This window comes from Acetobacter pasteurianus subsp. pasteurianus LMG 1262 = NBRC 106471 (genome assembly GCF_000285275.1).
Lineage (GTDB): Bacteria > Pseudomonadota > Alphaproteobacteria > Acetobacterales > Acetobacteraceae > Acetobacter > Acetobacter pasteurianus.
This window is the reverse complement of the sequence record NZ_CADO01000139.1, coordinates 268,740-290,609: the sequence shown is the minus strand read 5'-3', so window position 1 is coordinate 290,609 and position 21,870 is coordinate 268,740. Positions and strand designations below refer to the sequence as shown.

General features: G+C 56.0%; 16 protein-coding genes. 8 read left to right on the top strand and 8 right to left on the bottom strand.

Translation table 11 applies throughout. The annotated features are described in order from the left end of the window. The first annotated feature begins 164 nt into the window (after positions 1-164). From APA10_RS13260 to rsmA, 6 genes are all read left to right on the top strand, one after another. On the top strand, positions 165-1,820 hold the full coding sequence (locus APA10_RS13260; RefSeq protein ID WP_003622850.1) for a hypothetical protein: 1,656 nt from the start codon (positions 165-167) through the stop codon (positions 1,818-1,820). A gap of 111 nt (positions 1,821-1,931) precedes the next feature. Continuing rightward, positions 1,932-3,137 carry an LPS export ABC transporter permease LptF gene (gene lptF, locus APA10_RS13255; RefSeq protein ID WP_035367812.1) on the top strand — a complete coding sequence of 402 codons (1,206 nt, stop codon included), beginning with the start codon at positions 1,932-1,934 and terminating at the stop codon, positions 3,135-3,137. Between the two features lie 16 nt (positions 3,138-3,153). Beyond that, a complete protein-coding gene (lptG, locus tag APA10_RS13250) occupies positions 3,154-4,266 on the top strand; it encodes an LPS export ABC transporter permease LptG (protein ID WP_003622848.1) in 1,113 nt (370 codons plus the stop codon). 6 nt (positions 4,267-4,272) lie between these two features. Continuing rightward, entirely contained in the window at positions 4,273-6,600 is a 2,328-nt protein-coding gene (locus tag APA10_RS13245) for an LPS-assembly protein LptD (protein WP_003622847.1), read from the top strand. 81 nt (positions 6,601-6,681) lie between these two features. Then, on the top strand, positions 6,682-8,046 hold the full coding sequence (locus APA10_RS13240) for a peptidylprolyl isomerase (RefSeq protein WP_003622844.1): 1,365 nt from the start codon (positions 6,682-6,684) through the stop codon (positions 8,044-8,046). A gap of 4 nt (positions 8,047-8,050) precedes the next feature. Next, positions 8,051-8,881: a 16S rRNA (adenine(1518)-N(6)/adenine(1519)-N(6))-dimethyltransferase RsmA gene (gene rsmA / locus APA10_RS13235; protein WP_035362074.1), complete on the top strand. Its 831-nt coding sequence runs from the start codon at positions 8,051-8,053 to the stop codon at positions 8,879-8,881. A 5-nt stretch (positions 8,882-8,886) separates the two neighbouring features. Here rsmA and APA10_RS13230 read toward each other — a convergent pair whose 3' ends face one another. From APA10_RS13230 to APA10_RS13195, 8 genes are all read right to left on the bottom strand, one after another. After that, positions 8,887-10,098, bottom strand: a complete 1,212-nt coding sequence (locus tag APA10_RS13230) for an SAM-dependent methyltransferase (protein ID WP_003628174.1) — start codon at positions 10,096-10,098, stop codon at positions 8,887-8,889. A 100-nt stretch (positions 10,099-10,198) separates the two neighbouring features. Further along, complete coding sequence (gene rplI / locus APA10_RS13225; RefSeq protein ID WP_003622838.1) at positions 10,199-10,804, bottom strand: 50S ribosomal protein L9; 606 nt, start codon at positions 10,802-10,804, stop codon at positions 10,199-10,201. Between the two features lie 11 nt (positions 10,805-10,815). After that, positions 10,816-11,091, bottom strand: coding sequence for a 30S ribosomal protein S18 (gene rpsR / locus APA10_RS13220; protein WP_003628175.1), 276 nt, complete (start codon positions 11,089-11,091; stop codon positions 10,816-10,818). A 6-nt stretch (positions 11,092-11,097) separates the two neighbouring features. After that, on the bottom strand, positions 11,098-11,559 hold the full coding sequence (rpsF, locus tag APA10_RS13215) for a 30S ribosomal protein S6 (RefSeq protein WP_003622834.1): 462 nt from the start codon (positions 11,557-11,559) through the stop codon (positions 11,098-11,100). 166 nt (positions 11,560-11,725) lie between these two features. Next, on the bottom strand, positions 11,726-12,307 hold the full coding sequence (locus tag APA10_RS13210; protein WP_035365437.1) for a GNAT family N-acetyltransferase: 582 nt from the start codon (positions 12,305-12,307) through the stop codon (positions 11,726-11,728). Next, entirely contained in the window at positions 12,297-14,288 is a 1,992-nt protein-coding gene (gene rpoD, locus APA10_RS13205; RefSeq protein WP_003628177.1) for an RNA polymerase sigma factor RpoD, read from the bottom strand. The genes APA10_RS13210 and rpoD overlap by 11 nt, the downstream gene beginning before the upstream one ends. A 145-nt stretch (positions 14,289-14,433) precedes the next feature. Next, entirely contained in the window at positions 14,434-16,275 is a 1,842-nt protein-coding gene (dnaG, locus tag APA10_RS13200; RefSeq protein WP_003628179.1) for a DNA primase, read from the bottom strand. A 96-nt stretch (positions 16,276-16,371) separates the two neighbouring features. Continuing rightward, complete coding sequence (locus tag APA10_RS13195) at positions 16,372-16,827, bottom strand: GatB/YqeY domain-containing protein (RefSeq protein WP_003628181.1); 456 nt, start codon at positions 16,825-16,827, stop codon at positions 16,372-16,374. Between the two features lie 235 nt (positions 16,828-17,062). On the opposite strand from APA10_RS13195, the gene carA reads away from it, so the two are divergent. Beyond that, the gene (carA, locus tag APA10_RS13190) at positions 17,063-18,463 is read left to right on the top strand and encodes a glutamine-hydrolyzing carbamoyl-phosphate synthase small subunit (RefSeq protein WP_003628185.1); all 1,401 of its coding nucleotides are present in this window, start codon (positions 17,063-17,065) and stop codon (positions 18,461-18,463) included. A 16-nt stretch (positions 18,464-18,479) separates the two neighbouring features. Next, on the top strand, positions 18,480-21,734 hold the full coding sequence (gene carB, locus APA10_RS13185) for a carbamoyl-phosphate synthase large subunit (RefSeq protein ID WP_003628187.1): 3,255 nt from the start codon (positions 18,480-18,482) through the stop codon (positions 21,732-21,734). Positions 21,735-21,870 lie beyond the last annotated feature (136 nt).

The window sequence follows — 21,870 nt, the reverse complement described above, 5'->3', positions numbered from 1 at the left end:
CCCGTTCACGCAGCAGCGCATGGTCGGGAAATTTCTACCAATGCATTCGGTTTTGCTGCATCCTTTCCCCTTAGCTCACACATCTGCTGCCTTTTTACGCCGTATTGACGGCAGGAAGTCTGATCCACAGTAAGAGAGAGCAGGTTTTTAGGGGAGCAAGTTTTATGGCATCGGGAAAAAAGGCGCTGGTTGCCACGGTTATGGCCGCATCGGTTGCTGGTTCGCCTGCCATGCTGCCAAAAGCTGCTCTAGCCGATGATTACAGCGATCTGCTGGACGTGCTGCGCGCCAAAGGCAGCCTGACCAAGCATGAATACGATACACTCCTTGCCAAGCACGTGCGTCACTCCGCCCCGGCACAAACCGAGCGTGCATCTTCCGGCGGGAGAGGTGGTTCGGGCTCTGGCCGCACGGCAGCGGCAGGCACGCGGCACCGCATGGTGGCCCATGCCGGACACGGTGCGGGGGGTGATGAATACGAACCCGGCATTAAGTTTGACCCCGGCGCAGAAGATTCCGGTATGCGGGCCGAAAGTGCAGCAGAACGCGCAGAAGCCAGTGCACGCTCGGCTGAAGAAGCTGCCAAATCCCTTAAAGGCAACGATGTGGTGCGCGTGGCAAAATACGTGCCCGGCAAAGGCCTTACCTTTATGGCAGGCCCCATCAACATCAACCTTTCTGGCTTTGTGAACGGGTTTTACACCTATAACAGCCCCGCTGGCGGCCAAGCTGTAGCGGGGGGTGTTTCTACCGGTTCCAGCGGGTTTGATTCTTCCGCCGTGCGTAACGGCCTGCTGCCCGCTGGCTTTGTGCTCAAGCTGAGCACCGTACAGCGCGGCATGGATATTTCTGCTGTTCTGGGCATGTATCCGGGCATTGATAACGCCAAGAACGGGGCCTTTAACGCCAACACAGGCGGCAGCCCCGTTGGGCTTGGCACTGCTGGTATCGACCTTCGTCAGGTTTACGTCACATTTGGCAACAAGAATATCGGCACGTTCAAGGTCGGGCGTGATCTGGCACTGTTTGGCTCCGACGCTATCCTGAATGATGCAACACTGCTAAGCGTAGGTGCCTCTGGCAACAACGCTGCTCCGGGCAACACATCTCTGGGCCGTATTGGTGTCGGCTATGTGTATGCAGACTGGATTCCGCAGATTTCCTATGCCTCACCTACAATCCACGGCTTTCAGGGCACCGTTGGTATTTTCCAGCCGCTGGATGAGTTCAATTTTGCCGGGGGCGATCTGTCTGCCTCTTCCGAGCATCACTCTTCCCCCATGGTGCAGGGCAAGGTTACGTATGATTTCAAGGTTGGCGAGGTGCAGACACGCATCTGGGCCAGCTTCCTGATCCAGCATCAGCAGGGTCTGCAAAGCACGTTGCTGAATACAGACAGCCGCAAAGGCGCCATGGCCGAAGCGGGCGATATCGGCACCAAGGTTACCTATGGGCCGCTTGAAGGTGTGGCCTACTACTATCGCGGCAGCGGGCTGGGCACCACCGGGCTGTTCTTTGATGGCGTTGGGCAAAATGGCCGCAAACGCGCATCCGAAGGGTATTACGTGCAGGGCGCCTACCACGTGACCAAAAGGCTTAAGCTGGTGGGCAGTTACGGTGTGAGTAATCTGTACCAGGCTCCGGGCGAAAACAGCCCTACCCTTGTGCGGCGCAACCAATCTGAAGTTGGCGCTGTCTTTTACAAGCTGACAGACTGGCTGAATCTGGTGGGCGAATACACACATACATCGTCTGCCGCCCACGGCCCCTACAAGGAAAGCGACAACACGGCTGCTGGTGGTGTGATTCTTCTATTCTAGAAATTCTGCGGAAACCGAAAAAAGAAAACGCAGAATTTTGAGAGTTTGCGCCAATAAAACTGTCACTTTTCAAGAAAAACCGCGCCGGAGCAACATGCCTCCACCTGCTTTATGCATGATAAGGCTGTTGCCTCCCGCACAGGTGAAGTAGATAACAGACGTATGACCGTCCGTTCACTTCAGTCTTGGCTGAAATCGCGTTTCCTCACGCTGGACAGGTATGTGTTCCACCAGCTTCTGGTGGCACTGCTGGCAACCACCGGGGGGTTGGCCGCGCTCATCTGGCTTATGCAGTCTTTGCGCTTTGTCTCTCTGGTTGTGGATAGAGGGCTTTCGCTGCGCGTGTTCATTGAACTCACCAGCCTGCTCATCCCCTCCTTTGTAGCTGTGGTGCTGCCTATTACCACTTTTGTGGTGAGCCTGTTTGTCTATCAGCGGCTGGCGGGAGACCGTGAGCTTACTGTTATGCAGGCAGCGGGCCTTTCACAGTTCGCACTGGCAAGGGCGGGGCTTGGCTGCGCGCTTATGGCCACCATTATGGGCTTTTTGCTGAATTTGTGGATTGTTCCCACATCCTACCATGCCTTCCGGCAATACGAATTTGATATCCGCAACAAGATGGCTGCCTTCATGCTGCAAGAAGGTGTGTTCACCAAGGTTTCGGATGCCATGACGGTCTATATCCGCTCTCGCAGCCACGATGGCACGCTGCACGGCATTATGGTGGAAGATGATCGGCAACCGGGTAATCAGGCCACAATTCTGGCCAATCATGGGTCCATGATGATCGTGAATGATACCCCACGCGTGATCCTGTATGATGGTTCCAGACAGGTGATCGACCATAAGACAGGCCGCCTGAACATGCTGGTTTTCAAGCAGGATTCCATGGATTTGTCTTCCGCACATCAGGAAGACGCCCGCTTTCGGGATGCTGCTGAAATGTCTTTGGGGGAACTGCTGCACCCAGATCCGCAGCAGGTTTCTGAACGCGATACCGGCAAGTTCAAGGTAGAAGGCTGGCGCCGCCTGACATCCCCCCTTACCTGCTTTTCCTTTGCCATGGTGGGGCTGGTTGCCGTGCTGCGCGGGGCTTTTTCCCGCTACGGCAATATCAAGCGGCCCCTTGCCGCGGTGCTGACAGTTGTGGGGCTATTGGCCATCAACCTGTTGCTGCAAAATCTGGCCAGCCGAAACATGGCCCTTATCCCGCTTATTCCGCTTGTGGCATTACTGCCGGGGCTGATATGCGCAGGCATACTGTTCATTCCGGAAATGCTGGCAGACCGCGCCTCTGCCCGCCTGACACACAACTGAAGGGGCTTCCGGCCTGATGATTGTTGCCGTTACCCTCTCCCGCTATATCGCGCGGCAGTTTGTGTTTTCTGTTGTGGCAATGATTGCCTCCCTTACCGGTATTGTCTGCCTGTTTGACTTTATTGACCTGTTGCGCCGCGTGGCCACCAAGCCAGATGTTTCCACCAATGTGGTGACAGAAATTGCAGCGCTGCATGTGCCTTATTTTGCCACGGAAATTCTGCCTTTTGGCATGCTGCTGGGCGGGATTGTGTGCTTCTGGCGCCTGACCCGTTCTTCCGAACTGATTGTGGCACGTGCGGCTGGCATTTCCGCATGGCAGTTTCTAACCGCCCCGGTGGCCTGCGCCATGCTGATTGGCGCTGTTTTCACCACCCTGATTTCCCCAGTATCTTCATCCATGTACCGCCGGGCGGAAGAACTGGATCAGCAATATCTGCGTACCGGCGGTGGGCCACTTAGCCTCTCCAGTGGGTCCTTATGGTTGCGGCAATCAGATAGCCAGTACGATCCGCACGGCGTGGCCATGCTGCATGCGCGTGGCGTGCAGCTTAAGGATGGGTTGCTCCGTATCCGTAATGTGAGCGTGTTCCGTCTTGATCATCAGGACAAGCTGATGATGCGAATCGAAGCCCCAGAGGGCTATCTGGGAACATTGAAATGGATTTTAAGTGATGCCTCGGTCGTGCGGCCAAATGATTTGCTGCACCACGTTGGCCAGATTGATCTGCCCACAGATTTAACGGTTAACCGTGTGCAGGAAAGTTTTTCCTCCCCCGAAACGCTTTCTGTCTGGGCGCTGCCGGGCTTTATTTCCCTGCTTGATCGCTCTGGTTTCTCATCCATTCGGCATCGTATTCATTTTCAATCCCTGCTGGCATTGCCTATGCTGGCAGGCACAATGGCACTGGTTGCGGCGGGTTTTTCCATGCGTCCATCACGGCGCGGAGGCGTTGCCCGCATGATCGGGTCTGGCGTTGCGGCGGGTTTTCTGCTTTTCACCGTATCCAAGGTTGCAGAGCAGTTCGGTAATTCGGGGGCACTTCCTCCAATGCTGGCTGCATGGGCGCCTACGCTGGCTGGGTTGTGTCTGGCTGTTTCGTTGCTGCTTCATTTGGAGGATGGCTGATTGACCGTGGCCCGCCGGCCTTTCCGCAGCCCTTTGCTGCGCCGTCGTTCCACCCTCAGTGCGGCCACCGCATTGGGGAGCATGGCCGCGTGCCTTCTTTTCAGCCTGCCCAAACATGCGCACGCGCAGTTCCGCCCGCAGGTGATGCATCTTGATACCGGCCGCCCGACATCTCCCGATGAACCGGCAACCTTTCAGGCCGACAAGGTTGACTATAACGATGTTGAGCACACCGTTACCTGGACTGGCAATGTCCAGGTCTGGCAGGGCGACCATGTGCTGCGAGCAGACCGCATTGTATATGACCGCGATACCGGCGTTATGGCCGCGCGCGGAAATGTAGCCACCATTCAGCCAGATGGCTCCGTGCTGTACACCCATTATGCCGAGCTTTCGGGCGGCATGAAGGATGGCATCATGATGCACGTGAATGCCACCATGCAGGACAACGCCAAACTGGCAGCCAATGGCCTGCGCCGCACTGCAGGCAAGATTAACGTGATGAGCCGCGCCGTTTATACGGCCTGCGAAATTTGCGAAAAAGATAAAACTCGCGCGCCCTTCTGGCAGTTCCGCGCCTATGACGCCACGCAGGATCTGGAACACCAGAAGATCGACTTCCGTGATGCCTATCTGGATATCTTGGGCATTCCGGTAATCTACCTGCCCTATTTCTCCATGACGGATCCTTCAGCCAAGCGGCACAGCGGGTTCCTTATGCCCGGCATTACGCCACATGACCGTTACTTGGGCACGTATTTCACCATCCCGTATTACTGGGTGATTGATGATCAATCTGACCTGACCGTGCAGGGCCTGTTCTCCACCAAAACAGGGCCTCAGATCAGCGCGCAGTATCGCAACTTCTTTAACTTCGGCAAAATCAACATTCAGGGTGGTCTGGCTTACGATACGCACCGCAGTAACAGCTACACCAACGGCTTTGGTGATGATGTGGGCCGTGGCGGCAACCATGGTGTACAGGGCTATCTGTTTGCGCGCGGCCAGTTCTCCATAGACAAGCACTGGCGTGCTGGCGCCAACATCAATCTGGCCACCTCTGCTGACTATATGCGCGATTACCGTGTGCAGGGTTATGGGTCTGATACCCTGAACTCCAACGCCTATATTGAAGGCTTTGGCACAGGTTCTTACTCCCGCATTGATGGGCAGTACTATCAGGGCTTGAACAAAGGTGTCATTCACAACACCGATCTGCCGTGGGCGCTGCCGCGTTATACGTATAGCTTTGTTGGCCAGCCAGATGCGTTGGGCGGCCGCACCAGCGTAAACACCACCGATTTTTACGTGTATCGTGAAAACGGGTCTGCCGATCAACGCGGTGAATTGCAGCTGAATTGGGATAGGCTGTGGCGTTCCCGCCAAGGGCAGCAATTCCTGCTGACATTGCGGCTTGATTCCATGGTCTACCGCGCCCGCAAGCTGTACCAGCAGCCCAACTACTACAAAACAGCCCGTACAGTTGTAAGCGGGCAGGTTCTGCCAACCATTGCGTTAAAAACAAACTGGCCGTTTGTCCGCAGCTTTGAACATGGCCGTGGCACGCAGCTGATAGAACCCATTGTGCAGGCCATTTACGCCCCCAATACGGGTATGGGATCTAATGATCTGATCCCGAACGAAGACAGTATGGCCTATGAATTTACGGATTCAACGCTGTTCTCGCTCAACCGCTATCAGGGCACAGACAGGCTGGATGGCGGCCTGCGCGGCAACATTGGGGTGCATGCCAACTGGACATGGGATGGCCACGAAGTTGACCTTCTGGCCGGTGAAAGCTTCCAGGAACATATCGAGCATGACCGCCTGCCCTATTCTGGGCTAGACCATCATGCCTCGGATATTGTGGCGCGCGCCCGCGTTTCGCCCAACGAGTATTTTGACTTCAACGCCCGCATGCGGCTTGACCCCTACACCGGCAAGTTCAACTTTGGTGATGCCCTGTTCAGCGCCGGGGTGCCGCATTTCCGTATCCGTGGCGGGTATGTGTATGAGCCGGTGACACCCTATTACTACTTCGCCACCAACTATCGTTCCTATAACCCCAACCAGCTGTACACCGTACGCACAAACGAAATCAGCGGCGGCTTCTCTTCCGATTGGGATAACTGGCATCTTTCCGGCTTTGCACGCCGCAGCCTCTCCCGTCGTGAATTTGTCTCTCTGGGTGGGGATATCGGATATACGAATGACTGCTTCGGCCTCGATTTCATGTATCTCAAGCAGTACACCACCATTGGTGGGCAGCAGCGTAACTCCACCTTCCTGTTCACCCTTAGCCTGAAAACGCTTGGGTCTTTCGGCCTTAAGTAAGAACTGCTTCAAAAATGCCTCGCGCTCCGGTATCAGGGAACAGAGTTCCCGATCTGGCAGAAAGCTGAAAGACTGTTCCGTATGCGCCTGCGTTCCCTTGCACTGGCCTGTTGTTCCCTTGCCGCGCTTACTGTTCCCGCCATTGCTGGCGCACCGTATGCGCAGGCAGCAACACGGCACACCTCCAGCGCGGCAACGCAGCAAACAGCAACACCTGCCCAGCCAGAACCGGATGACATGATTCTGGCTGTTATCAACAGTATTCCGCTGACCAAGCGCGATGTTGATAACCGCGGCAAACTGTTTGCCCTTTCTACCGGCCTGCCCCTTACGCCTGACCTGATGGCACGGCTACGGCCCCAGATTATCCGCCAGCTTATTGATGAACGCCTGCGCACGCAGGAAATTCTCAGCCGCCATATCAACGTGCCGCCGGAACAGATTGCAGGCGCCATTACCAATATTGAGCGGCGCAACGGCATGCCCGAAGGCACATTGCGTGAGCATCTGGCGCAAGATGGCGTATCCCTCACCACGTTGATCGATCAGATCCGGGTGCAGATTGGCTGGATTCAGGTGCTCCGGCAGGAACTGGGCGCGCGCTCTCGCGTATCTGCGCAGGATATTGCCCAGCGTCAGGCTGCGCTCAAGCGTGAAGAAGGCCGTACGGAATACGAACTGGCCGAAATTTTTGTAAAAGTTGAAGATCCCCGGCACGATCAGGAAGAGCTGGATTTCACCAACACCGTTATTCAGGAACTGCGTAAGGGTGCGCCCTTCCCCATTGTGGCAGCTCAGTTTTCTCAAAGTCAGACAGCGCTGGATGGTGGGTCCATGGGCTGGGTGCAGGAAGATGAGCTTGACCCCGCAGTGGTTCAGGTGGTGCGGCAGATGCCTGTGGGCGTTGGGGCTATTTCCAACCCCATCAAGGTGCCGGGCGGGTATGTTATCATCACCCTTAATGGCAAGCGTGTTATCGGGCACGAAATGGGCCACCTGATTACCATTCGGCAGGTGTTCCTTTCCTTTGATACACCGCTAGACCCGCAGCACATTACGCCACAGCAGGAATCTACGCTGCAAAAGGCCATGCAGGTTATCCAGAACACCCATAGCTGCACGGAAATGGAGGCCCTTAACAAGGCCGAAGGTGAAAAGCGCCCCACAGATCCGGGTGAAATGCCGCTGGAACGCCTGAACCCTCAAATGCAGTCTCTGCTGGCCGATCTGCCCGAAGGCAAGGTCTCGCGCCCTCTGGTCTCGCGCGATGGGATCGATCTGCTGATGGTGTGCACCAAAAAGGAAAAGAACTTTTCCAACCGCTCACCCAGCGAAATTGCTGACCAGTTGATGAATGAACGTGTGGAACAGGCTGCCCGCCAGTTGGATAGTGACCTGCACCGTCGCGCTATTATTGACAAGCACATCAAGCTGAAGGGGGTATAAGGCCCTGTCTGCCCCACTGGAGAGCCTGCGCGATGTTATCCATCGGCACGGGCTGGATGCACGCAAAGCCCTTGGCCAGCACTTTCTGCTTGATCCGGGTGTAACAGAACGTATTGCAACACTGGCAGGCAACCTGAAAGGCCGCCACGTTGTAGAAGTTGGCCCCGGCCCCGGCGGGCTAACACGCGCTTTGCTGAACGGCCCGGCAGAATCCGTAACAGCGGTGGAGCTTGATAGCCGCGCAGTGCTGGTTATTCAGGAACTGGCAGGCTTTTACCCCAACCGCCTAAAGGTGGTGGAAGCCGATGCGCTCAAGTGTGACCTTACAGAACTGTGCCCCGCACCACGGCAGATTATTGCCAATCTGCCCTACAATGTGGCCACCCCTTTGCTTATTGGCTGGCTGCGGCAAGGTAACGCGTGGGAACGGCTAACACTCATGTTCCAGTTGGAAGTGGCAGAGCGCATTTGCGCCGCCCCTAACAGCGAACATTACGGGCGCTTGGCTGTACTGGCCCAATGGTGTGCAGATTGTGCGATTGTTATGAAGCTGCCGCCGGGTGCGTTTTCACCCCCTCCAGCGGTATGGTCTGCCGTTGCCAGCATTACGCCTCATGCCCAGCAGCCTGAGCCTGCGCTTTTTAAAGCAATGGAGCGGGTAACGGCAGCAGCCTTTGGGCAGCGGCGCAAAATGCTGCGCGGGGCCTTAAAAGGCCTGAACGGTGATAAGCTTTTGGCGGCAGCAGACATAGATGGCACGCGCCGCGCGGAAACTCTGGATGTTGCAGAGTTTGACCGCTTGGCACGCGCGCATTTTGCCCTATCTGCTCAATAAAAGGCTTATTCTTTTTCTGCTGCGGCAATGTAATCCCGCGTAAACGGTACAGCAGAAATAGAGCGTGAAAGCTGGAGCTGGAAGTTCATGTGCCCCTGCACACGGAAAGCCAGTTCAGCGGCGTTAAGGTAAAATTCAAACATCCGCGCAAAGCGTTCATCATACAGCGCAACAGCTTCTGCACGCTTGGCCTCAAACCGCTCACGCCAGATGGCAATGGTTTTTGCGTAATGCAGGCGCAGGATTTCGCAATCCGTCACCCACAGGCCAGTAGGCTCAACTGCGGCAAAAACCTCGCTGAGTGCCGGAGAATACCCACCGGGGAAAATATATTTGTTCACCCACGGGTTTGTTGTGCCCGGTCCATCACTGCGGCCAATGGAATGCACAAGGGCCACACCATCTTCCACAAGTGCGTTTTTGATAACATCAAAGAACTGGCGATAATGCCCAACACCCACATGCTCAAACATGCCAACGGAGACAATACGGTCAAACTGCCGGTGCAGGTTGCGGTAATCCAGCAACTCAAACCGTACGCGCCCCTCTAGCCCCTCATCCTTGGCGCGTTGGCGTGCAAAAGCCAATTGTTCCTGAGAAAGGGTGATGCCGGTAACAATAGCGCCGTAATCCTTGGCCAGCGTAAGGGCCATACCGCCCCAACCACACCCAATATCCAGCACTTCCAAACCCGGCCGATCTAGTAACAGTTTGGCTGCAATATGGTGCTTTTTGGCCTCTTGCGCCTCATCCAGCGTTTCTGTGCCATGTCGGAAATAAGCGCAGGAATATTGCCAGTCTTTATCTAAAAACAAAGAATACAGGCGGTTATCCAAATCATAATGATGCGCTACATTCTGCTGCGCACGCTTGATAGGATTAAACTGAATCCACCCACGGCGCACATACCGTAGGGCCGATGCCAGACGTTCTGCCACATGGCCACCGGGGCGCATGGCATTAAGCATTAACACATCCAGCAGATTGTAAAGTGTGCAATCCAGCGGATCGAGGTGAGAGTCCATATAGGCTTCACCAAAACCAAGCCCCGGATTTATCACCATTGCCCGCACGGCAGCCTGATTATGCAGGACCACGCCTGCTGAAGGGCCGGGATTGTGCCCTTTATAAAGGCTTGTACTTCCATCCGGCCAGCGCACCTGCAACCGACCATCTGCGATAAAGTGTTGCAGAATGCGATCAAGAACTTGCTTCATGCCGCGTCTCCTTCAGAAAATTGATTGCAGCATACGCGCAAAAAAAAAGCCCGGAAAAGAATTTTCCGGGCTTCTTCCGCATGAAAATGCAAACGGCAAATTAAGCGTTAGCTTCTGCCGGTGCAGCTTCTGCTTCAGCAATTTCTGCTGGGTCGGTAATGAGTTCGCCTTCAACAACGGCATCATCACCAGCAATTTCAGCTTCTTCTTCAGGAGAAGCAGCTTCACCACGTGCCTGACGTTCTGCTTCTTCTTCAGAACGTGCCACGTTGATGATAACCGGCACAACCACTTCCGGGTGCAGCGCAATTTTCACTTCATACAGCCCCAAAGACTTAATGGGGTGTGCAAGAAAAACCTGCTGACGGGAAATGGTGAAGCCTGCTTCCGTAACAGCCTGCGCAACATCGCGCGTGCTGACGGAACCATACAGGCTGCCGCTATCGCCAGCCTGACGGATCAGGATGACAGCCAGACCTTCCATCCGTTCGGACAGACGTTCAGCTTCTTCACGACGCTTGATGTTCTGTGCTTCCAGCTGAGCGCGTTCACGCTCAAAACGGGCACGGTTATCATCGTTTGCACGGATAGCCTTGCCCTGTGGCAGCAGATAGTTACGGGCAAAACCCGGACGTACCTTCACCACATCGCCCATCTGACCCAGATGTTCGACGCGCTGAAGCAGGATTACTTCTGTAGCAGCCATTGATCGCTCCCTCAGCTTACAACGTAGGGAAGCAGAGCCAGGAAGCGGGCACGCTTGATAGCCTGTGCCAGTTCACGCTGCTTCTTTGCGGAAACCGCCGTGATGCGGCTCGGCACGATCTTGCCACGTTCGGACAGGAAGCGGCTGAGCAGACGCACGTCTTTATAATCGATCTTCGGCTCGTTGGGGCCGGAGAACGGGCAAGACTTGCGACGACGGTAGAACGGACGACGCGCACCCACAGCCGGGCGACGGGCGGCGGGGTTTACTTCCATTGTATCAGACATTCTGGATTACTCCGCTGCTGCGTTGTCAGCTGGCTGTTCGGCGTTGCTGCGGTCTTCACCACCGCTGCGACGGCCACGGCCACTTTCAAAACGACCACCGGCCTGCTTGGGACCACGGAAGCCGCCACGGTCACCACGGTCATCACCCTTGCGGGACAGAACCGGAGACGGAGTTTCGTCGATTTCTTCAACGCGCAGGGTCATCAGACGCAGAACGTCTTCGTTCAGAGCGAGCTGGCGTTCAATTTCTTTCACCAGTTCGGAACGTGCTTCCAGACCCAGAAGGGCATAGTGGCCCTTGCGGTTCTTTTTGATACGATAGGCAAGGCTACGCAGGCCCCAGTACTCGCGCTTGCGCACGGCACCGCCATCGGCTTCGATCTGGGCGGCAATACCATCAAGAATGGCATCCACCTGCTGCTGGGAAATATCATTCCGCGCAATCAGCACGGTTTCATAAAGTGGCATGTTGACTCCCTTCGGATACAATCAACCCACCCGTGCCGAACCGTTCCGGCCTACGGTGCTACAGAGTTTTAAAATCTGAAGCTGCGGGTATAGCCGGGCCAATGCCATGAACCCGGCAGGGAAAGAGCAGTCTCAATCATATTTACGCGGCAAAAGCAAGAGAGATTCACACACGCAAATGCTGAGGAACGGGAATGCCAAGCCGATCTGGCACATCCCATATCTCTTGCACGCGGCGCATAACCTTGAAGCCTGCCTGCTGATACAGCGCCAAAGCCCGCGGATGATCTGCCGTGCAGGTGTTCACGCGCACAGAGTGCGGGCCACCCTGCCATGCTAAACGCAGCACATTATCCAGAAAAGCGCGCCCGACCCCTTGGCCAATCGCTTCGGGAAAAAGACCGAAATAAGAAAGGTTTACAGATTGCGGGTCTGCCAGATCCAGCTCAAAAAAACCTCGGATCTGCTGTTTTTGCCGCAACAGGCCAATGTTTACAGGCGCTGTTTCCAGAAAACGCGCCAAGGTGGCATCTGATGCTGCCTGCCGCATCCACCAGCAATAGTCTCGCCCCACCCGATCCTGCAAAAGCCGATACCCAGCCACATCGGGCCGAAGATGCTCCTGCACATGCCATCCTTCTGGCAAAGCCAGAGGTGCGTGTCGGGGCGGAGAAAACATGCGCATGAAGGTAACAACCACCTTCATGCGCGTTGTGGATTCGGCGTTAAAGTTTAGATCAGTTATCATCCAGGAAGGAACGCAGCTTACGGCTACGGCTTGGATGTTTGAGCTTACGCAGAGCCTTGGCTTCAATCTGGCGGATACGTTCACGCGTTACGTTAAACTGCTGGCCAACTTCTTCCAGCGTATGATCGGTGTTCATGCCAATACCAAAACGCATACGCAGCACGCGTTCTTCACGCGGAGTAAGAGAGGCCAGAACGCGGGTTGTGGCTTCACGCAGATTGGTCTGGATAGCGGCATCCAGCGGGATAATAGCTGTTTTATCCTCGATGAAATCACCCAGATGGCTATCTTCCTCATCCCCGATCGGGGTTTCGAGGGAGATGGGCTCCTTGGCAATTTTCAGCACCTTGCGCACTTTTTCCAGCGGCATACCCAGCTTTTCAGCCAGCTCTTCCGGTGCAGGTTCACGCCCGATTTCATGCAGCATCTGGCGAGAGGTGCGCACCAGCTTATTGATCGTTTCGATCATATGCACCGGAATACGGATTGTACGGGCCTGATCCGCAATGGAGCGCGTAATCGCCTGCCTGATCCACCACGTTGCATAGGTGGAGAACTTGTAACCACGGCGGTATTCAAACTTATCCACCGCCTTCATCAGGCCGATATTGCCTTCCTGAATCAGATCAAGGAATTGAAGGCCGCGGTTGGTGTATTTTTTGGCAATGGAAATAACCAAGCGCAGGTTGGCTTCAATCATTTCCTTTTTAGCACGCGCAGAATCACGCTCACCACGCGCAACCGTTGCATACACACGGCGGAATTCACCAATTGGCAAACCCGTTTCCTGCGCCAACTGTGCAACCTGATCACGCAGACCAACCACCGTATTGGCGTGCTTGGCCACAAAGTTCTTCCATGAACGACCAGACAGGCCGGAAACCATGTCCATCCAGCCCGGATCAAGCTCACGGCCACGGTATTTCAGCAAGAAATCTTCACGTGAGACACGGCAGCTTTCTGCCAGACGCAGCATACGCCCTTCCAGCATGTTCAGCTTCTGGAACATCTGCTTGAGCTGGGCCACCAGATCTTCAATCCGGTTATTGTGCAGGTGAACCTGCTCTACCTTGCCCACCAGCTTTTCACGCAGGGCAACGTAACTTTCTTCAAAATTGCCATCAACATCTTCACCAGATGTCAGGGCTTCAATCCGCTGCACCTGCAACTTGCGCAGTTCGGCATAAAGCGGTTCGATCTCATCAAAATGCGCAAGAATTTCCGGCTTGAGCTTTTCTTCCAGCGCAGAAAGGGAAAGGCCACTGCCTTCGCTCTCAATATCGCCTTCGCCCTCGGCTTCTGGCTCTTCGGCTTCTTCCGCTTCAGAATCGGATTCGGCTTCGTTAAACGTGCCGTCTCCGCCCTCTTCCAGCGGGTTGCCACCACTTTGCATGGCTTCCAGATCCACAATGTCACGCAGCAGCATTTCATTGTTACGGATCATCTCATGCCAAGAGATGATGGCGCGGAATGTCAGCGGGCTTTCACACAAGCCGCCAATCATTTCATCACGGCCAGCCTCAATCCGCTTGGCAATGGCAATTTCGCCCTCACGAGAGAGCAGTTCCACCGTGCCCATTTCACGCAGATACATACGCACGGGGTCATCCGTACGGCCTACGCTTTCGGCATTTACATTACCGGTTGGGCTTTCGGCTTCCGCTTCGGTTTCAGCCTCGGCTTCTTCCTCTGCGTCATCGCTTTCAGCAGCGGCTTTCTTGGGTTCAGTTTCCTCGTTGTCGTTATCTTCGTTCTCGACAACCTGAATACCCATTTCAGACAGCACGGCCATAATGTCTTCAATCTGCTCAGAAGACATTTTGTCCTGCGGGAGAACGGCATTTAGCTCATCAAACGTGATGCACCCGCGCTCACGCCCTTTGGCAATCAGTTTTTTGACTGCAGAAGACCGCGTATCAAGCAGGGTGGTATCACCATCCTGTTCCTGCGCTGCGTTGGTTGATGCCGTTTTTGTCGCCATGCCAGACCTGCTCCTCCCCGCCCGCATCCGAACAGAATGCAGAACGACCAGTTTACTATGTACTGCTCTCTTTTCAGGGCGGGCAGGACGTGGGATATCCTGCGCGTGAAGTCAAGGGGAACACGCCCTGAACACATTTGTTGTCTTATAGCTCGGTGTCGTCCACACCGCCGCGTTTCAGGCGTTCCATTGCCTCTAGCCGCGCCTGTAACCGTTGCCATTCAGCGGAATCTCCGCCTTTTTCAACAAAACGCGCAATCTCACGATTTACTTCCTGAATAAATTGCGGCCCGTAGAGCAAACCATAAAAATGCCACCACTGTGTTCTTGCCGCAACAGTGTGCGCAGGGTCTTCTGCATCACTTTCCGACATCGCAGAGTAGCTTTCACGCATGACAGCGCGAATGGTTTCCTCCGCCCCTTCCGCCTGTAACCATGCATATAGTGCCGCAGCATTGTCTGGCAACTCACCCTCGGCAGAAAGGTCCAGCAAAAGAGCGCGCACCTCGGCAAATTCTTCGGGTAAATCCAGCCGGCACAGAGCTTCCTCCACCTCCGGCACCAACACAGGATGAAACAGCAGCAACTCCAGCATCAGGCGCTGGCGCTCCCGTGTTTGGTCCATATTGACAGGCACAGCACCGGGCACCGAGGCAGGTGCATTGCTTTTGCGCCCCTGCGGCCCATTCCATTTACCGCCACCGCCACGCCGGAAAGTTGTAAAAAACCGATCCAGCAATGTGGAGCGATATTCAGACGCCAGCATTTTATCTGGAATAAGGGCGGCAACTTCCGTCAGCCTGCGCCGCAGGGCTGCGCGTTCTTCTGGCCCCGGATTGTTAATGCCAGCGCTCAGCAGATCAAACAGCACTTCGGATAAAGGCTGCGCTGCGGCAAACATCTCTGCAACAGCCTGCCGCCCGCGCGTGCGCACCAGACTGTCTGGATCTTCCCCATCTGGCAGCAGGCAAATGCGCAGGAAGTAATCCTGCTTGAGCAGTGGCAAGCCCGTTTCTGCCGCCTTAACTGCCGCCCTGCGTCCGGCTGCATCCCCATCAAAACACAGGATGGGTGCCCGATCGACCTGCCAGAGCGCCTCTAGCTGCTCAGGCGTGAGCGCCGTACCCAGCGGGGCCACGGCCCCCGTAAAACCGGCCTGATGCAGGGCAATAACATCCATATACCCTTCCACCACCACCAGATCCGGCGCCAACATACCTTTGGGGCGTGGCGCACGCACAGCCGCACGGGCACGGTCCAACCCGAACAACAACCGCCGCTTGGAAAAAACAGGGGTTTCCGGCCCATTGAGGTATTTGGGCTGCCCATCACCCAGAATACGCCCACCAAAGGAAACCAGCCGCCCTTTGCGATCCCGAATGGGAAAAGTAACGCGCCCCCAGAACAACTCACCCTTGGGGTGCCCGTGCTCATCCACCCGCATCAGGCCGGCTTCGGCCATCATCTCGGGCGTAATGCCTTTGGGTGCGAGAGCAGAAACCAGTTCTCCCCGTCTCTCACTCGCCCAACCCAAGCCGAAGGTTTCCAGCGTTTCCCGCGTGAGGCCACGCCCCAGCAGGTAATCCAACCCGGCGCGGCCCTCCGGTTTGTATAAAGCGTGAGACCAGATTTCCTGCGTAGCAGCCAACACGTCTTCCAGCGAGCGCACATGCGCCACTTCTTCCTGCGTACGGCGCGTATCCTTTGGCACTTCCATGCCCGCGCTGGAGGCTAATTCCTCTACAGCCTCGGGGAAGTTCTTGCCCTCCATCTGCATGACAAAGGAGATGACATCTCCATGCACACCGCAGCCAAAGCAGTGGAAGTGATCATCATAAACATAAAAGGAAGGTGTTTTTTCACCGTGGAAGGGGCAGCACCCTTTCCAGTTCCGCCCGGAGCGGGCCAGCTTGACCCTGCGCCCCACAACGGACGCAATGGGCGTGCGGGCCCGCAATTCATCCAGAAAAGCTGAATCAATCGCCATTGACTGTCCGTTTCATCAAGCGGCCCGACCAAGCAGCACAAAGCCACCCCAGATCGGGCCGATACTTAATTTCTGCAATATGACGTTAAAAAACGCTTAGCCCAGACGCGCTTTGACAGCAGCACTGGCTTTGCCCATATCCAGCGCTACGCCGAACTTGTTTTTAAGTTCCGCCATCACCTTGCCCATATCCTTCAGGCTTTCGGCTTTTACGGTAGCAACGGCTTCATCCACCGCGGCCTTCAGGGAAGCTTCATCCATTTCTGGCGGCAGATAGCCACGGATAACGTCAATTTCCGCCTCTTCCTTTTCCGCCAGTTCGGGGCGACCGCCATCACGGCACATGCCAGCAGATTCCGTGCGAGACTTTACCATTCCGCGCAATGCGGCAATGGCTTCGTTTTCATTCAGACCTTCCTGCCCTTTGGCACGGCCTGCAATTTCCACATCCTTCAGCTTGGCCGTAATCATCCGGATTGTGGCCACACGGGCGCTTTCGCCTGCTTTCATGGCTGTTTTCAGGTCTGCCATCAGGCGTTCACGTAATGTCATTTCCATATGCTCCGCTCTTTCTGTGCTGCAATCGGGCGCACCATATCACTGGGTTTCGTAAAAAGAACATTCAGGCTGGAAATTAAAGTGCCACTCCGCCCTGCGCGGCACGTATGCAACACTGCGGGAAAAAACTTCCCACCCACTTACACCACTGCATCTTGCGCGTGGGAAATTTCTTCCCACCTAGGAAATCGAGTGCTAGAAGACGGCTTCGGGAGGCACAAGCACGCACATGCCCTTGTCCATAGATACCATTATCGCCCGGATTGGCGGCCCAGACGCCACAGCCAAGCTGACAGGCGTTGGCACAGAAGCCATCCGCAAATGGCGGCAGGCGCAGGCTATTCCGCCCCGCCATTGGCCAGTTATTGCGCAGGCCACAGGCCTTTCCCTGGAAGACCTCCAGCCCATTCCGACAGACCGACCCTCCCCCCATGCGGGAGACAGCAAGACAGGATCATCCATGCCCGACGCCCGCCCCGATGGCGCCACCGCCGCGCTTGTTCTCGCAGATGGAACCGTATTGTGGGGGAAAGGCTTTGGCGCTTTTACCTCCAAACCCTCCATTGGCGAAATCTGCTTTTCAACCGGCATGACCGGGTATCAGGAAACACTGACTGATCCATCTTTTGCCGGGCAGATCATTACCTTCACCTTCCCCCATATCGGCAATGTGGGCGCGAATGCTGAAGATGATGAAGCCGCAAAAGTGTTTGCCCGCGGCCTTGTAGTGAAGGAAGACCCCACAGCACCGGCCAACTGGCGCGCAACAGAAAGCCTTGATGCGTGGCTGAAGGAACGCGGTGTTTCCGGCATTGCTGGTGTGGATACCCGTTCCCTCACCCTGAAAATCCGGGACAAGGGTGCGCAAACAGCCGCGCTGGTTTTCCCGCAGGATGGCAAGTTTGATCTGGACGCTGTTTTGGCAGAAGCCAAAGCATGGCCCGGCCTTGAAGGCATGGATCTTGCCAAGGAAGTTACCTGCTCTACCCCATATGCATGGACAGAAAGCGTGTGGGAATGGCCCACAGGCAGCAAGGAAGCCCCCACAAACCGCCGCAAGGTTGTGGCTGTGGATTACGGTGCAAAACGTAACATCCTGCGCTGCCTTGTGGCTGCTGGATGTGATGTAACCGTTGTGCCCGCCACCACCACGGGTGAAGAAATTCTGGCCCTTAAGCCGGAAGGTGTGTTCCTTTCCAACGGCCCGGGTGATCCGGCAGCAACAGCTACATATGCCGTACCTGCCATTAAAGCTGTGCTGGATGCCGGTGTGCCACTGTTTGGCATCTGCCTGGGCCATCAGCTTCTGGCCCGTGCACTGGGTGCAAAAACCTACAAGATGGAACGCGGCCACCGCGGGGCCAACCAGCCGGTGCAGGATCTGGCCACCAAACGGGTGGAAATTACCAGCCAGAACCACGGTTTTGCCGTGGATGCCGACACCCTGCCAGCCGATGCTCACGTCACGCATGTCAGCCTGTTTGATGGATCAAACGAAGGCCTGGCATCAGACAAGTATCCGGCGTTTTCCGTGCAGTATCACCCCGAAGCCAGCCCCGGCCCGTCTGACAGCTTCTATCTGTTCAAACGCTTTGTCACCCTGATCGACCTTAACAGCGCCAAGAAATAACGGGAACGAACGTATCATGCCCAAACGGACAGACATCCGCTCCATCCTCATCATCGGCGCTGGCCCTATTGTTATCGGGCAGGCGTGCGAGTTCGATTACTCTGGCGCACAGGCCTGTAAGGCCCTGCGGGAAGAAGGCTACCGGGTTATTCTGGTAAACTCCAACCCAGCCACCATTATGACAGACCCCGGCCTTGCGGACGCCACCTATGTGGAACCCATTACGCCGGAAGTGGTGGAACGCATTATCCTTAAGGAAAAGCCAGATGCCGTGCTGCCCACCATGGGTGGCCAGACAGCGCTGAACACCGCTATGGCGCTGCATGCTTCGGGCTTTTTAACCAAGCACAACGTGGAACTGATTGGCGCAGACGCCGAGGTGATTGACCGGGCGGAAGACCGTCAGAAGTTCCGCGAAACCATGGATGCCATTGGCATTGAAAGCCCGCGCAGCTTTATTGCCCACACGCTGGCAGAAGCGCACGATGCGCTCAAGCAGATTGGCTTTCCGTCCATTATCCGCCCATCCTTCACCATGGGTGGTTCCGGCGGTGGCATTGCCTATAACCGTGAAGAGTTCGACCAGATCGTGCTTTCCGGGCTGGATGCCTCCCCCACCACGGAAGTACTGGTGGAAGAATCCGTGCTGGGCTGGAAAGAGTATGAAATGGAAGTTGTGCGCGATAAGGCGGACAACTGCATTATCATCTGCTCTATTGAAAACATTGACCCAATGGGTGTGCATACGGGTGATTCCATCACAGTTGCCCCGGCACTCACGCTGACTGACAAAGAATATCAGCGCATGCGTGATGCCTCCATTGCCTGCCTGCGGGCCATTGGCGTGGAAACGGGTGGTTCCAACGTGCAGTTTGGGATCAACCCCAAAGACGGCCGCATGGTGGTGATTGAAATGAACCCCCGTGTGTCTCGCTCCTCTGCGCTGGCATCCAAGGCAACGGGCTTCCCCATTGCCAAAGTGGCGGCCAAGCTGGCCGTTGGCTACACGCTGGATGAGCTAAAAAACGACATCACGCGCACCACCCCGGCCTCCTTCGAACCCACCATTGACTATGTGGTGGTGAAGATCCCGCGCTTTACGTTTGAAAAGTTCCCCGGCGCACCGGCTCTGCTCTCCACCTCCATGAAATCGGTTGGGGAAGCCATGGCCATTGGCCGCTCCTTCCCTGAAGCCTTGCAGAAAGGTCTGCGCTCCATGGAAACCGGCCTGCACGGGCTGGACCCAGTGGAACAGCCCGGTGATGGTGGAGAAGATGCCTTCCGCGCGGCTCTTTCCCAGCCCAAGCCAGAACGTATCCTTATGGCGGCACAGGCGCTGCGTGCGGGCCTTTCCGTGGATGACATCCACGAAGCCTGCAAGTTTGAGCCTTGGTTCCTGCGTGAAATGGAAAAAATCATTCACGCAGAACGGGAAGTGGAAAACCACGGCCTGCCGAAGGATGCCCAGAGCCTGCGCCACCTGAAGGCCCTTGGCTTCTCAGACGTGCAGCTTTCCCGCCTGTCTGGCACGCAGCCTGAAGAAGTGGCCAAACTGCGGGCGGAAGCTGGTGTGACACCGGTTTACAAGCGCATTGATACCTGTGCGGGTGAGTTCGCATCCTCCACCCCGTATATGTATTCCACCTACGAAGGGCAGTTTGCGCCGCCAACCTGTGAATCCAACCCGACAGACCGGGAAAAGATTGTTATTCTGGGTGGTGGCCCCAACCGTATCGGGCAGGGTATTGAGTTCGATTACTGCTGTGTTCATGCCGCTTACGCCCTGCGTGAAGCCGGTTATGAAACCATCATGGTCAACTGTAACCCGGAAACGGTTTCTACCGACTATGACACCTCCGACCGTCTGTATTTTGAACCACTGACGGCTGAAGACGTGATCTCCCTTATCCGCTGCGAACAGCAGAAAGGTACGGTTAAGGGCTGCATTGTGCAGTATGGCGGGCAGACACCTCTTAAACTTTCCCGCGCTCTGGAAGCCGCAGGTATTCCGCTGCTGGGCACCCCGGCAGATGCCATTGACCGGGCGGAAGACCGTGAACGCTTCCAGACCATGCTGCACAAGCTGGGCCTGCGCCAGCCAGAAAACGGCATTGCCCGTACGCCGGAAGAAGCCGAAGCCGTGGCCGAAAAAGTTGGCTATCCGGTTGTGGTGCGCCCTTCCTACGTGCTGGGTGGCCGCGCCATGGAAATTGTGTACGACCGTAACGGCCTGCAGCGCTACATGCGCGATGTGCTGACAATGGCCGGGCACGATATTTCCTCCGGCCCGATCCTGCTTGATCGTTACCTGAACGAAGCCATTGAAGCTGATGTGGACTGCATTGCAGACGGCACGGATGTGTATGTGGCTGGCGTGATGGAACACATTGAAGAAGCAGGCATCCACTCTGGCGATAGTGCTTGCGCCCTGCCGCCCTATACCCTCTCCCCCGCGATTGTAACTGAGCTGAAAGCCCAGACAGAAGCCATGGCGCGGGAACTGGGCATTGTGGGCCTGATGAACGTGCAGTACGCCATCAAGGATCAGGAAATCTTTGTTCTTGAGGTAAACCCACGCGCATCCCGCACCGTGCCATTTGTGGCCAAGGCAACGGGTGTGCCGGTGGCCAAGATTGGTGCGCGCGTTATGGCAGGCGCCAAACTTTCCGGCTTCAATCTGGATGACCGAGCCGTGGTGCCGCATGTTGCGGTGAAGGAAGCCGTATTCCCCTTCAACCGCTTTGCGGAAGTGGACACCATTCTGGGGCCAGAAATGCGCTCCACGGGTGAAGTCATGGGGCTGGATACATCCTTCGAGCGCGCCTTTGCCAAATCCCAGCTTGGGGCTGGCGTTAAGCTGCCAACCTCCGGCACGGTGTTCCTTTCCGTGCGTGAAAGTGACAAGCCCCAACTGCCACCGCTGGGCCGCCTGCTGGCTTCCATGGGTTTCCGTATTATGGCCACCCGCGGCACAGCCAAAAAGCTGCGCGATTCCGGTATTGAGGTGAACCTTGTGAACAAGGTGCTGGAAGGCCGCCCACATTGTGTGGATGCCATTCGCTCTGGTGAGGTGCAGATGGTTATCAACACGGCACAGGGTGCGCAGTCTGTGGCAGACAGTTTTGATATCCGCCGCTCTGCCCTTGTGCTGGGTATTCCGCACTACACCACGATGGCCGGCGCGCGGGCTGCAATTCATGCAATTGCGGCAATGCGTGAAGGACCGCTTGATGTTGCGCCACTTCAGTCATACTTTAGTGGAACATTCTAAGCTAAAGGCGCGAGCATAACCTGCCCGCGCCTCCTTAGCCATGTTCGGGTGGCAGCCTGCTTTTGCAGGTTATGCCTTGCCCGTGTAACTGTTTAACTTTTGCGCCGGAACCCGCTGGTTCCGGCTGCTTTTTTAA

What these genes read in the sequence shown, in the direction of transcription:
- APA10_RS13210 (WP_035365437.1), bottom strand. Translation starts at nt 12,307, where the DNA reads ATGATAACTGATCTAAACTTTAACGCCGAATCCACAACGCGCATGAAG.
- dnaG (WP_003628179.1), bottom strand. Translation starts at nt 16,275, where the DNA reads ATGGCGATTGATTCAGCTTTTCTGGATGAATTGCGGGCCCGCACGCCC.
- rpoD (WP_003628177.1), bottom strand. Translation starts at nt 14,288, where the DNA reads ATGGCGACAAAAACGGCATCAACCAACGCAGCGCAGGAACAGGATGGT.
- APA10_RS13230 (WP_003628174.1), bottom strand. Translation starts at nt 10,098, where the DNA reads ATGAAGCAAGTTCTTGATCGCATTCTGCAACACTTTATCGCAGATGGT.
- APA10_RS13240 (WP_003622844.1), top strand. Translation starts at nt 6,682, where the DNA reads ATGCGCCTGCGTTCCCTTGCACTGGCCTGTTGTTCCCTTGCCGCGCTT.
- rpsF (WP_003622834.1), bottom strand. Translation starts at nt 11,559, where the DNA reads ATGCCACTTTATGAAACCGTGCTGATTGCGCGGAATGATATTTCCCAG.
- lptF (WP_035367812.1), top strand. Translation starts at nt 1,932, where the DNA reads ATGCATGATAAGGCTGTTGCCTCCCGCACAGGTGAAGTAGATAACAGA.
- carA (WP_003628185.1), top strand. Translation starts at nt 17,063, where the DNA reads ATGCCCTTGTCCATAGATACCATTATCGCCCGGATTGGCGGCCCAGAC.
- rpsR (WP_003628175.1), bottom strand. Translation starts at nt 11,091, where the DNA reads ATGTCTGATACAATGGAAGTAAACCCCGCCGCCCGTCGCCCGGCTGTG.
- APA10_RS13260 (WP_003622850.1), top strand. Translation starts at nt 165, where the DNA reads ATGGCATCGGGAAAAAAGGCGCTGGTTGCCACGGTTATGGCCGCATCG.
- rplI (WP_003622838.1), bottom strand. Translation starts at nt 10,804, where the DNA reads ATGGCTGCTACAGAAGTAATCCTGCTTCAGCGCGTCGAACATCTGGGT.
- lptG (WP_003622848.1), top strand. Translation starts at nt 3,154, where the DNA reads ATGATTGTTGCCGTTACCCTCTCCCGCTATATCGCGCGGCAGTTTGTG.
- carB (WP_003628187.1), top strand. Translation starts at nt 18,480, where the DNA reads ATGCCCAAACGGACAGACATCCGCTCCATCCTCATCATCGGCGCTGGC.
- APA10_RS13195 (WP_003628181.1), bottom strand. Translation starts at nt 16,827, where the DNA reads ATGACATTACGTGAACGCCTGATGGCAGACCTGAAAACAGCCATGAAA.